The 12,502-nt window shown below is 67.8% G+C and carries 10 protein-coding genes; 5 read left to right on the plus strand and 5 right to left on the minus strand.

The annotated features are described in order from the left end of the window. Positions 1-51 precede the first annotated feature (51 nt). From D7T59_RS02105 to D7T59_RS02115, 3 genes are all read right to left on the minus strand, one after another. Positions 52-1,962: a CocE/NonD family hydrolase gene (locus D7T59_RS02105; protein WP_180851160.1), complete on the minus strand. Its 1,911-nt coding sequence runs from the start codon at positions 1,960-1,962 to the stop codon at positions 52-54. Positions 1,963-2,183: 221 nt separating this feature from the next. Beyond that, positions 2,184-2,570, minus strand: a complete 387-nt coding sequence (locus D7T59_RS02110) for a DUF4440 domain-containing protein (RefSeq protein ID WP_180851162.1) — start codon at positions 2,568-2,570, stop codon at positions 2,184-2,186. Further along, positions 2,570-3,928, minus strand: coding sequence for an MFS transporter (locus D7T59_RS02115; protein ID WP_180851163.1), 1,359 nt, complete (start codon positions 3,926-3,928; stop codon positions 2,570-2,572). Before D7T59_RS02115 ends, D7T59_RS02110 begins: the two co-directional genes overlap by 1 nt. A gap of 105 nt (positions 3,929-4,033) precedes the next feature. Between D7T59_RS02115 and D7T59_RS02120 the strand changes: the two genes are divergently transcribed. Further along, positions 4,034-4,930, plus strand: coding sequence for a LysR family transcriptional regulator (locus D7T59_RS02120; RefSeq protein WP_180851164.1), 897 nt, complete (start codon positions 4,034-4,036; stop codon positions 4,928-4,930). Between the two features lie 100 nt (positions 4,931-5,030). On the opposite strand, the gene D7T59_RS02125 is transcribed toward D7T59_RS02120, so the two are convergent. After that, complete coding sequence (locus tag D7T59_RS02125) at positions 5,031-7,826, minus strand: beta-glucosidase family protein (RefSeq protein WP_180851165.1); 2,796 nt, start codon at positions 7,824-7,826, stop codon at positions 5,031-5,033. 336 nt (positions 7,827-8,162) lie between these two features. Here D7T59_RS02125 and D7T59_RS02130 point away from each other — a divergent pair, with 336 nt between their 5' ends. Continuing rightward, on the plus strand, positions 8,163-8,597 hold the full coding sequence (locus tag D7T59_RS02130) for a VOC family protein (RefSeq protein ID WP_180851166.1): 435 nt from the start codon (positions 8,163-8,165) through the stop codon (positions 8,595-8,597). A 462-nt stretch (positions 8,598-9,059) separates the two neighbouring features. After that, on the plus strand, positions 9,060-9,764 hold the full coding sequence (locus D7T59_RS02135; RefSeq protein ID WP_180851167.1) for an AraC family transcriptional regulator: 705 nt from the start codon (positions 9,060-9,062) through the stop codon (positions 9,762-9,764). Between the two features lie 9 nt (positions 9,765-9,773). Here the strand turns inward: D7T59_RS02135 and D7T59_RS02140 are convergent, their stop codons facing one another. Beyond that, the gene (locus tag D7T59_RS02140; protein WP_180851168.1) at positions 9,774-10,664 is read right to left on the minus strand and encodes a sterol desaturase family protein; all 891 of its coding nucleotides are present in this window, start codon (positions 10,662-10,664) and stop codon (positions 9,774-9,776) included. A gap of 177 nt (positions 10,665-10,841) precedes the next feature. Between D7T59_RS02140 and D7T59_RS02145 the strand changes: the two genes are divergently transcribed. Both D7T59_RS02145 and D7T59_RS02150 read left to right on the plus strand, forming a co-directional pair. After that, entirely contained in the window at positions 10,842-11,747 is a 906-nt protein-coding gene (locus D7T59_RS02145) for a LysR family transcriptional regulator (protein WP_180851169.1), read from the plus strand. 92 nt (positions 11,748-11,839) lie between these two features. Continuing rightward, positions 11,840-12,490, plus strand: a complete 651-nt coding sequence (locus D7T59_RS02150) for a DsbA family oxidoreductase (protein WP_180851170.1) — start codon at positions 11,840-11,842, stop codon at positions 12,488-12,490. The last annotated feature ends 12 nt before the right edge of the window (positions 12,491-12,502 follow it).

Here is a 12,502-nt window from a genome sequence, read left to right on the forward strand (position 1 = left end):
TCGCGCGGGCCCAGGTAGCGCCGGGCCATGCCCGGCGTCACCCTGTGGGCCTCAATACACCGGCAGATCGATGTAACTGGCCTGCGCCGCGCTGTGCCAGACCTGCTGCGTGGCCTTCTGGTAATCACCCGGCTTGGCCAGGTAGATGTTCGGCACGTAGGTCTGCGGGTTGCGGTCGTACAGCGGGAACAGGCTGGACTGCACCTGCACCATCACCCGGTGCCCCTTCTGGAAGGTGTGGTTGGCGTTGGGCAGGTCGAAGCGGTACGGCAGTACCTGGTTCGCAGCCAGCGGCTTCGGATCGCTGAAACTTTCGCGGTAGCGGCCACGGAAGATCGCCAACGACACCGGCAGCTCGTAGCCACCCATCTCCGGCGTCGACGCTTCCTGGTCCGGATACACATCGATCAGCTTCACCACCCAGTCGCTGTCGGTGCCGCTGGTCGAAGCCTGCAGGTGCACTACCGGCGTGCCGCCGATGCGCAGTGGCGCGGTCAACGGCTCGGTGATGAAGGTCAGCACGTCCGGGCGGCCATCGACAAAGCGCTGGTCCTTGACCAGCCAGGTGGTCCACATGTCGCGGTCACCGAAGCGGACCGGGCGCGGCACGAACGGCACCGGCTTGGCCGGGTCGGACACGTACTCCTCGAAGTCGCCCTCGCCCGCCGCCGGCGCCTGGAAAGCCAGCTTGCCACCAGCCCGCAGGTACAGCGGCTTGCTGCTGGCGGCACAGCCCTTGTCGCAGCTGCGCGGCCACCCCTTCAAGCGGTCCCAGTGGTTCTCGCCAGTGTTGTAGATCAGCACCGGCGGCGTATCGGCCTTTGGCGCGCCGTCCACCAGGTACTGGTCGAAGAACGGCTTGAGCACATCGCGGCGGAACTGCAGCGCGGTATCGCCATCGAACTTCAGCGCGCCCAGCTCGCTGCCGCTGTAGTTCACCTGGCTGTGCCGCCACGGGCCCATCACCAGGTAATTGCGGTTGTTGCCGCTGTCGCGCCCTTCCATCGCCTGGTAGGCGTGGTTGGCACCCCACATGTCCTCCTGGTCCCACAGGCCCTGCAGCCACATGGTCGGCACCTTCAGCGGTGTCTTCGCCATCACCGCGTCCAGCGCCTGGCCCTGCCAGAAGCCGTCATAGGCCGGATGTTCGACCAGCTTCTTCCACCAGGTCAGCTGGTCCACGCCGGTGAAACGCGCGTAGTCGCCAGCCGAACCGATGCGCAGGAAGGTGCTGTAGTCGTCGTAACCGAGGCTGGGCAGCGGCGTACCCTTGCCGCGCTTCTCGGTCTGCATTGCGAAGTAGTTGAAGTTGACCTGGCGGAACGCACCGTAGTTGAGCCAGTCGTCACCCATCCAGCCATCGACCATCGGGCTCTGCGGCGCAGCCACCTTCAGCGCCGGGTGCGGGTCGGTCAGCGCCATCACCACGGTGAAGCCCTCGTACGACGAGCCGAGCATGCCGACCTTGCCGTTGCTCTCCGGCACGTTCTTCACCAGCCAGTCGATGGTGTCCCAGGCATCGGTCGAATGGTCAACTTTGGTGTTGTTCAACGGCCCACGCAGCGGCCGGGTCATCACGTAATCGCCTTCGGAGCCGTACTTGCCACGAATGTCCTGGAACACGCGGATGTAACCGCCGTCGACGAACACCTCGTCGCCCTGCGGCAGCAGGTCGCGCATGCGCGGCGAATCACTGCGGCTGGCGCGACCGGCAGCGTCGTAAGGAGTGCGGGTCAGCAGGATCGGGGCATTGCGGGCGCCCTTGGGCACCACGATCACCGTATACAGCCGGGTGCCATCACGCATCGGCACCATCACCACGCGCTTGTCGTAGTCGCGGCCGACATCCGGCGCAACGAAGGGCTTGCCGCTGATGTCCGGGGTCATCGGCGGGGTATCGGCAGCCAGCACGCTGCTGGACAGGCAAAGGGCGATGGCTACTGCAACGGCACGCACACGCATGGACAACCCTCCCGGCAGGAAAGACCCCAGCCTACTCCTGCCTTGCACGGTGAAGTGTGGGTAGGCTTTGCATTCTGCGGCGGAAGCAGGCAGGACTGATGGCACATGTGCCCGCCGGTGCCGCTGCGCTCGCCGGCGACCGGTAGTGCCGGCCGCTGGCCGGCAACTTCATCCATCCCGGGCACGGTACGCGATTGCCGGCCAGCGGCCGGCACTACCGATCAGGCTGCCGCTACTTCATGCAGCGCCAGCCAGCGCCAACGGCCCTCTTCCTGCCGCAGCACGGCCAACGATTCCCGCCAGGCAACCGTCCCTTCGCCCACTGAATGCCCTTCGCGATAGCGCAGCACCGCCAGCGGTGGAGGCGCTTCTACCGCCTGCACGGCCTCGACGGAAATCTGCAGCCCTGGACGCGCACCATGGCCGCCCGCAAACAGTGCCTGCACGGCAATCCGGTCCAGCCTGCGTCCCGCGATGCCGACCATGCTGAAGTCCGCACAGAAATGCCTCATCAGATCATCGAGCGCATCGGCGCTGAGGTCGGCACGGAACCAGGCCTGCAGCTTGTCGTGCAGGTGGTGTATTTCATGTTCTGCGGTGATATCCATCAGGCATTCTCGGGTTGGGAAAGAGAAACAGAGTGCGACCGGCGCAGCAGCGCCAGCGGCAGCAGGGTCAGTACGGCGGCCAGCCCCAACGCCACGCGCGTGGCGTTTTCCGGCAGCCATTGCATGGCCAATGCCAGCAGCAGCGCGATGGCGGCGGTGCCAAGGCAGAAACTGAGCTGGCGGTTGAGGTTCCAGAGTGCGCTGGCATCACCCAGCGCCTCGCCCTCGATCCCATGGAAGGCCAGCGTCTGCGCGGTGCTGCTGCACAGGCTGCCGCCGGCGCCCATCAAGGCAAACAGCAATGCTGCAATGGCAAAGACCGGCTGCGGCAGCAGTGCCATCAACAACAGACCGCTGGCCTGAAGCAACATGCCGATACGGAGCACCATGACTGGACCGACGCCGGCCAGCAGGCGCTTGCTTGCCGTGATCGCAATGGCCGAGGCCAGCGCCCACGGCAGCATCAGCGCGCCGATGCGCGCGGCACTGTAGCCGGCCTGATGCAACTGCAGGGTACTGACCAGCTGGCTGCCGATGAACACGCCCGGCACTGCCAGATACACCAGCATTGCCAGCCGCAGCCCGCGATGGGACAGCAGCGACCAGCGCAGCAACGGATGCGCCTGCTGCCGTGCATGCCGCAGGTGAACCGCCGCCAGCAGCAATGCGATCAGCAGCAGCATGGCACCGGCGGCCCGATGGCCGGGTTCGCCCAGCCAGGTCAGCGCCAGCAGCAGCGCGCCCAGCGCCGCCATCGCGGTGGACAGCGCATAGGCCTGCAGGCGTGGCGCACTACGCGCGCCGTCGGCCGGCATCCACGCCAGCACCAGGCCGATCGCCACCACGGCCAGCGGCAGGCTGGCCCAGAGCACACCGCGCCAGGACAGCCACTGCACCAGCAACCCGCCCAGCGCGGGCGCCAGTGCCGGCACCAGCAACGCCACCAGCAGGATGCGCCGGGTCAGCGCGCCACGCTGCTCGGGCGTGCACTGGCGGTAGGCCGCCGCTTGCGCCACTGGAATCAGCAAACCGCCGGCCAGCCCCTGCAGCAGGCGCCATCCCAGCAGCCAGCCGATACCCGGCGCGGCACCGGCCAGCATGGCAGCGGCGGCGAACACCAGCAGCGCCGCCAGCAGCAACCGGCGCTCGCCACAGCGCGCGGCCAGCCAGGGCGCCAGCGGAATCACCACGCTCAGGCCCAGCATGTAGGCGGTGCCGACCCAGGCCAGGGTACCGACATCGGCATGCAGGTCCGCCGCCAATGCCGGATAGGCCACCGTGGCGATGAACATGTTGACCAGGTCCAGGGCGAACACCAGCAGGAAGATCGCCTCATGGCGCAGGCGGGGGGACGACATCGGCGGCGCTCCAGCGGGGAAGCGGGCAGCATGCCGTGCGGGCCTTGTTGGAAAAACACGACGGCAGCTGCAACACTGTCAAATCTTTTTTGACAATAGGCCGCCATGGTCAGCCTCGATCGCTTCGACATCTTCCGCGCCGTGGTCGAGGCGGGCAGCCTGACTGCTGCAGCCGATCGCCTCGGCCTCAGCCGCGCGGTGGTCAGCTTCAACCTGAAGCGGCTGGAGCAGGAGCTGGGCGTGACCCTGCTGCTGCGCAGTACCCGCTACCTGGCCCTGACCGAGGCCGGCGAGCAGTTCCTGCAGCACTGCGTGCAGGCGCTGGACGCCGCCCAGGCGGCAATCGATGCCGCGCGCCGCGACCAGCACCAGCTGCAGGGCATGCTGCGCCTGACCACCACGCCGGAGTATGCACAGCTGCGCTTGATTCCCGCGTTGGAGGCGTTCCGTGCGCGGCACCCGGCCCTGCAGTTGCACCTTTCAACCTCTCCGGCGCCAGCGGACCTGATTCCTGAACGCTTCGACCTGGCGATCCGCCTCGGCCGCCTGCCGGACTCGGGCCTGCATGCCAGCGAACTGGAGCGCCACCCGCTGTGCGCGGTGGCGGCTCCGTCGCTGCTGGCACGCCTGCCCTCCGCCGATGCTGCCGATGACCCCGTACAGCTGGGCACCCTGCCCCGCCTCGGTTATCCACGCCTGTCCGACGTGCCGGTGGTGGCTCCGGATGGCAGCGATGCGTTGTTCGCCACCAACCCCGGCAATGCAGTCGTGCGCGTAGATGGCGCCAGCAGCCTGCGCGCGTTCGCCGTGGCCGGCGCCGGGGTTACCGTGCTGCCCCGCTGGCTGATCGAGGACGACCTGGCCCACGACCGCCTGCGGCAAGTGCTGCGCCATCATCGCTTTCCGCAGCAGAGCGTGTACGCGGTCTATCCGCACAGCACGCAGCCCTCACCGAAGGTGCGGCAGCTGATTGATTTCCTGCGCGGGTGGTTCGCCACATGAAAAAAGGGGACGGAGGGGATTAAGTCGTTTATGCATAAACGACTTAATCCCCTCCGTCCCCTTTTTTGCATGGCCCCTTGCGGGGCCATGCCTTCAAGCTTCAGCGCAGCACCTGCTCCAGCAGCTGCACATCCACCGTCTGCAGCGGCTCGGCAGCGTTGCGCGACAGCTGCACCTGGTAGGTGCCGCCGTCGATCTTCCACTGGCGGGCCTGCGCATCGTAGTGGGCCAGGGTCTTCGGCTCGGCTTCGATGCGGATGCGGCGCTGTTCGCCCGGCTGCAGGGTCACCTTGTCGTAGCCGATCAGGCGGATCGGCGTGGTGCTGCCGGCCGGCAGCTTCAGGTACAGCTGGGCGACGTCGGCACCGGGGCGCTTGCCGGTGTTGCGGATGTCGACGCTGGCGACCAGGCGCGAGCCTTCCACGCTCACCTTCAGGTTTTCATAGGCGAACGAGGTGTAGGACAGGCCGTGGCCGAAGGCGAAGGTGGGGGTCAGGCCCTTGGCCGCCATCCACTTGTAGCCGACGTTGGCGCCTTCGATATCGAAATCGAACACATCACCGAACGGCTTGGCCGGCTTGAAGCCGAGGCCGTCGATGTGCGGCCGCGGCAGCTGCGATTCGTCCACCACCCAGGTCACCGGCAGGCGGCCCGACGGGTTGACCTGGCCGGTCAGCAGCGCGGCAATGCCTTCGCCACCGCGGATGCCCGGGTACCAGGCCTGCAGCATCGCCGGCACCTGCGCCAGCCACGGCGTGCGTACCGGGCCATTGGTTTCCAGTACGAGCACGGTCTTCGGGTTGGCCTTGGCCACCGCCGAAATCAGCGCGTCCTGGTTGTCCGGCAGCTGCATGTCCGGCAGGTCCACCGATTCGGCCGCCCACTGGGTGGCGAAAACGATGGCCACGTCGGCCTGCGCGGCTGCCTTGGCCGCAGCGGCGGCGTTGCTGCCATCCACATACTCGAAAGTTGCATCCGGACGCACCGCACGCAGCGATTCCAGCGGCGAGGACGGGTGGAAGATCACCGGGCCTGGCCAGGTAGTCGGCAGCACGCCCGGCACCGCATTGGTGCCCTTGGCGGTCACGCCCACCATCGATGAACCACCACCGCCGATCACGCCCTTGTCGGCATGGCCGCCGATGATGACGATGCGCTTCACGCTGTCAGCCAGCGGCAACAGGTTGCCTTCATTGCGCAGCAGCACGCTGCCTTCTTCCACCGTGCGCTGGGCCACGGCGAAACCGGCCTCGGCGTCGACCCTCTGGTGCTGCGGCGGGTTGTCGAAATTGCCGTGCAGGAACATCGTGCGCAGGATGCGCGCCACCATGTCATTCAGGCGCGCCTGCGGCACCACGCCGCCATGCACGGCCAGGCGCAGCGGTTCATCGAAGAACACCGCCGCGTCGAACACTTCACCGGCCGACTGCTGGTCCAGGCCGGCCAGCGCCGCCTTCGAGCCACTGTGCACGCCGCCCCAGTCGGACATCACGAAACCGGGGAACTTCCATTCCTGCTTCAGCACCTGGTTCATCAGGTAGCCGTTCTCGCAGCCGTAGGTGCCGTTGATCTTGTTGTACGAGCACATCGCCACGCCCGGGCGACCGGCGTCCAGCGCGATCTCGAACGCCAGCAGGTCCGACTCGTGCATGGCCTGTTCGCCGATGCGCACGTCGTGGAAGTTGCGGCGGGTCTCCATATCGTTCAGCGCGAAGTGCTTCATCGAGGAGATCACGTGCTGGCTCTGCACGCCCTGGATCAGTGCGCCGACCATCGAACCGGCCAGCAGCGGGTCTTCACCGGCGTATTCGAAGTTGCGGCCATTGCGCGGGTCGCGCTGCAGGTTGACGCTGCCCGACAGCAGGATGTTGAAGCGCTGCTGCCACGCTTCCCGGCCCATCGTCGCGCCGCCTGCGAAGGCGACTTCGCGGTTCCAGCTGGAGGCGGTGGACGGGCCGGACGGCATCGCGGTTGCAAAGTCACCCGGACGGATGCCACCCGGATTGGTCACGCCCACGCCGGCATCGGCCGACTGCTGCGACGGAATGCCCAACCGCGCCACGCCCGGCACGAAGCCCGCCGAACCGACCGCACCTTCCGGCAGCGGGCCACCGTCCTTGCCCAGCCCGAAGTAGCTGTGCAGCATCTGGAACTTCTCATCCTCGGTCATCGCCTTCAGCAGCAACGCAGCGCGCGCATCGGCGTTGAGGGTGGTGTCCATCCACGGCCTGTCGCCATGTTTATCGGCGGCATAGGCCAGGGTCAGCAGGGTGGCGCGCAGGGTGCTGCCTTCCACCTTGAACGGTGCACTGCTGGCCGCCTGGAAGCCATCGCTGAAGTAGCTGGCATCGGCTTCCAGCGCGACACGCGCCGGATCGAAGCCAGCGGCCTTGGCCGATTCACCGGCCACCGCACCGAGCAGCACCGCCGGTGCGCCCAGCCGCGAACGGGTGACCAGCGCCGGCAACTGAGCGGCACCCGCGCCAGCGTCGGTATAGACCGCGACGGTGTGGCGGCCATCGTCCAGGCGCAGGTAATTCAGGCCCGGCTGGTCCGGACCGGACTCGGCAGCGATCGGCAGCCGGGTCAGCACGGCCTGGCCGCGCTGGGTCTGGCCATCGTCCTTGCCGGCGGCGATGAAGCGGTATTCGTAACCCAGTCCGTCGGCCAGCACCTGCAGCGGATCGACCTGGCCAATGCCGCGCTGCACCTGACGCACGCTCACCGCGTCCACCTTCAGGCTCTTCAGCTGCGCAGCCAGGGCCGGCATCGCCTCGGCGCTGGGCGCCTGTTCCAGGGTCAGCACAGTGAACGCGGCGGGGTCGGCCCAGGCCGGGGCGGCCAGTGCGGCAGACAGGGCCAGGGACAGTGCAAGCGGCTTTGTAAACGTTTTCATCGGCAGGCGTAATTCCGTTGCCAAGGCAATCGGTCCAGGGAAAGTGCCGCCGAAGGGTGCAGCGTTCATGCCGCGCAGGGGTTGCCAGGCAACGTCCCGCAGGCCGAAGGACGGGCCGGTCTGCGCGCGGGACCCTCCTCCCGGCGTGACAACCTGCCTGCCCAGGCCGCGCAGGGCGACCCAATCCTGTGAAGATTGTGCGAGGGCGTTCACACCTGTCAACAGGACCTAAGTCACAGGCGCATCCCGCGGCCGGTTATCAGGCCATCACCGGCGGTCATCAGCGCGCCGTGCGAGGCTGCCGATAATGAGGGTCCCTGGCCACGAACCGAGCCCATGACCGTACATCGCGACTTCGACCATCTCTGGCGCGACCGCTGTGACACCTCCAGCCAGCGCGCGCCGCGCGTGCTGATCCGGGTGTTCGTGGCGCCGGGCGAGCTGGAGCGCAGCGTGGCCTTCTACGAGCAGCTGCAGGGCGTGGTGGCCGATGCAGGGTTCCCGTTCCCGGAGGCAGGGCTTCGCCTGGCGATGGTCGGCGCCTTCCTGCTGATCGAGGGCAGCGAGACTTCGCTGGCGCCGTTCACCTCGACCACCGGGACACTGCTGGTCGATGACGTTCGGCCCTATCACGACAAACTGGTCGCGGCCGGTGCCGAGATCATCTTCCCGTTGCAGGTGGTGCCGACCGGGGCGGCGTTCAATGCGGTGCATCCCGATGGCACCGTGGTCGAGTACGTGCATCACCGGCCGGATCCGCAGGGGCGGTGAGGTGACGGCGGGGCTGCGCCCGGCACCCGCGGTAGTGCCGGCCGCTGGCCGGCAACCTCAGAAGCAACAGCCGAAGCAACAGCGGGCTTCCTGTGGGGTGGCGGAGTGGGTCCGGTTGCGGGGGACGGCGCAAGTCCCCCTCCGGGGCCCGGCCCAGCCGCTGGCGGCTGTGCGTTCGGGCGCTTGCGAAGCAGTGCTTGGCAAGCAAAGCGCCCTCACCCATGTAAGCTCGGTCGCCGCTTGCTCGTGTGCGCAGTCCTGCGCACACGGCAAGACCGGGGTTGGGCGTCCTGCCCAACCCGCCGGGCGCATGCGCCCGACCCATGCGGCTCACGCCCCCGCAACCGGACCCACCCCGCCTTCGACAATTCCCTGCACGGCCTGCTGTAGAGCCGAGCCCATGCTCGGCTGCTCTTCGTTCAACTGTCGGAACATTCGATTTCGATGGAGATTCATCCCCGCATGGCGTGGATCTACAATCCCTCCATGTCCTCTCCCGCCCTGCCCTGGAATGGCACGCTGCTGCTGGATGCTCACGTGGCCGTGCTGCAGGGCCACGCCGGTGGCAGCGATACGCACGCGCACTACGCCCATCAACTGTTGCTGAGCGAAGCCGCGCCCTGGCAGGTCGAGGTTGATGGTGTACGGCAGCAGGGCCAACGGCTGTGGCTGCCGTCATTCCAGCCGCACGCAATCCTGTCAGCGCCGGAAGCGGGCTGCACGGTGTTCCTTGAGCCGGCGCATGCCGACCTCGAACAGATCAAGCAGCACCTGCACGTGCTGCCCGGCACTGCGATGGAACTGCAGGACTGGCTGCCGCGATTGAGCCGCGCGCAGCCATTGGACCGGCGGGTGCAGGCAGCGCTGGCCCGTATCGCCGAGCACCTTCCCGGCCCGGTGCCGGCCGTCGACATCGCCGGGGCGGCGCATCTGTCCACCAGTCAGCTGCACCGGCGCTTCCAGGCCGATCTGGCAGTGACCCTGCGCGGCTGGGTGCTGTGGCAACGGCTGCGCAACGCGCTCATGCATCATCTGCGCGGACACAGCCTGACCGACAGTGCACATGCCGCCGGCTTCGCCGACCTGTCCCATCTCTCGCGCAACCTGCGCCGCATGTTCGGCATCGGTGCCGCGCAGCTGCAGGGCCTGCAGCTGCACGCGGCCTGACACGGCCGATCATCCGCGCCTGCGCAGGCCTTCGGGCAGCTCCGGCACCTCGCCATGCGGCAGTTCGCGGAACGGCGCCAGCAGCTGCCCAGGGTAATCGCGCGGATAGTCCGGCTGGCTGCCGATGCCGAGGTCGTGCTGCCGCAGCCGATAGCCCGGCGCATCGAACGCGGTCCCCAGCAGGTGATCCCAGACGGTCAGGAACAGGCCGAAGTTGACGTCGCCGGCGGTGCCGTAACGCATGTGGTGGAAGCGGTGCAGCGGCGCCCAGGCCATCACCCGGCCCAGCACACCGGGACGCATGTCCACGTTGGAGTGCTGCAGCAGCAGCTGGATGGCGATGGCGAACGCCAGCACCGCCGCCACCGGCATCGGCAGGCCCAGCAGCAGCAGCGGCAGCACACCGCCCACCGCTTCGGCGGCCTGGTGCAGTGGGTGTTTCATCAGCCCGTTGAAACCGTACATGCGGGTAACGCTGTGATGCACGGCATGCAGGCGCCACAACCAGCCGATGCGATGGCTGGCGTAGTGCACCAGGGTGATGCCGAGATCGGCAGCGATGATGGCAACCAGTACCTGCACCGCGAACGGCCACTGCACCGGCCAGACCTGCCACGGAATGATCGCCGCCAGCAGCGGCACCGCCGCGATCGACAGCAGGTTCAGGCCTTCGTTGACCAGCGCATGCAGGGTGTCACGCATACGGTCGCCGTGGTCGTGGTTGAACGCAGGGTCATACGGCCACGCACGTTCGGCGACGAACGAAGCCGCGATGGCGACCGCCAGCAAGGCCAGAAGCCACAGCGGGTCACCGTGGCGGTGCCCCACCCAGACGATGGCGGCGGCGACGAAACCCAGCAGGAACAGCGGGGCATACAGGCGGAGCATCCAGTGCTTCATGGGCAATCCGAAACGTAAGGGGCCTGCATGCTGGCGCGGCGCGATGGTTGAGGGCTTGAACAAACGGCGCAACCCGGCGCGCTCCCCGGTGGATGACCATCGTGGACGGCACCGCATTTCCCCCATCCACGCAGGGCGTGGATCTACAATGGCGCCCTCATCGCGCCCGGGACCGGTATGGATTCCTTCAACCTGATGCGCGCCTTCCGCCGCATCGTCGAACGCGGCGGGCTGGCCCGCGCCGCCGAAGACCTGGGCATGTCGCCGGCCGGGCTGAGCAAGCAGCTGCGCACGCTGGAAACCCACCTGGGCGTGGTGCTGCTGCAGCGGACCACGCGGCGCATGAGCCTGACCGAGACCGGCCATGCCTATTACCGCGAATGCTGCCGCCTGCTCGACGAACTGGACGCATTGGAACGTGGCATCGCCGAGCAGCGTGGCGAGGTGGCCGGGCGCCTGCGCGTGAACGCGCCGCAGTCGTTCGCGCTGAGCACGCTGTCGCCGCTGCTGCCACGGTTCCTGCAGCAGCATTCGCAGCTGTCGCTGGACCTGGTGATGGAAGACCGCCTGCTCGATGCGGTTGGCGAAGGTTTCGATGTATCGCTGCGGCTGCGTGCCGAGCTGGATGATTCACGGCTGGTGGCACGCCGGCTGGCCTCGCTGCAGCAGGTGCTGTGCGCGGCGCCGTCCTACCTGCAGCAGCACCCGGCACCACAGACAGTGGACGATCTGCGGGCCCACAGCGTGCTGGCCTACAGCCTGTCCGACTCCCCCGGCAGCTGGCCGCTGCTCGGTCCCGATGGCCAGGTGACGATCACCCTGCCGGCGCGCGTGACCGTGAACAACAGCCTGCTGCTGCGCGACCTGCTGGTTGCCGGCATGGGCATCGGCGCGCTGCCTTCGTTCCTGGCGGCACCAGCGCTGGCCCGGGGCGAACTGCAGCAGGTGCTGCCCGACCACCGCTATCCACCGCGCTTCGTGCATGCGGTCTACCCCACCTCGCGCCACCTGCAGCCCAAGGTGCGTGCCTTCATCGATTTCCTGCACGCCGAGCTGCCCGGCTGCGCCGGCCTGGATTCGTAACCGCCAGCGAAAACTGAGCTGCCTGCGGGGCGCTGTTTCAGCCACGCCGCGCTGCCTACTCTGCCGCCTCCCCTCTCACCGATGGCAGGCAGATGTCTTCCGTTCCGTCCCCCACCACCGCCGCGCCGGTGGTCGATTTCTTCCACGACGTGGTCTGCGGCTGGTGCTTCGTGCTGGCCCCGCGCCTTCAGCAGGTCTCGGCCGAACTCGGCATCCAGGTGCGCCATCGCAGTTTCGTGCTGCAGGACTCACGCGCGCAGATGGTCGAGGTGTTCGGTTCGATGGAGCGCGCCAAGGCCATCATCCTGCGCCACTGGACCGACTGCGCCGCGCATGAAGACACCGCGCGCATCGATATCGAAGGCATGCGCGCACAGGACTTCGAATACCCCTCCGGCTGGCTCGGCGCACTGGCCTGCCAGGCCGCCGGGCGGATGGGCGGCAACGACGCCCATGGCGCGATGTTCGATGCCGTGCAGTGGGCGCACCTGCACCAGCACCGCAACATCGGCGATGCCGAAGTATTGCTGGATATCGCCGAATCGCTGGGGCATCCACGTGGCGCCTTCGCCGACCACATGCACAGCGATGCAGTGCGCCAGCGCGTGCAGGCCGATCGTGCCGAAGCCGCTGCCCTCGGCATCCGTTCCATTCCCACCGTGATCGGCGGCAACGGCCTGCGCCTGCAGACCCTGCCGCTGCCGCAACTGCGCCAGGCCCTGGCGCACCTGGTCGCGGCCTGAGCCGCGCCCTCC

The organism is Stenotrophomonas maltophilia (genome assembly GCF_013464915.1).
GTDB lineage: Bacteria > Pseudomonadota > Gammaproteobacteria > Xanthomonadales > Xanthomonadaceae > Stenotrophomonas > Stenotrophomonas maltophilia_AT.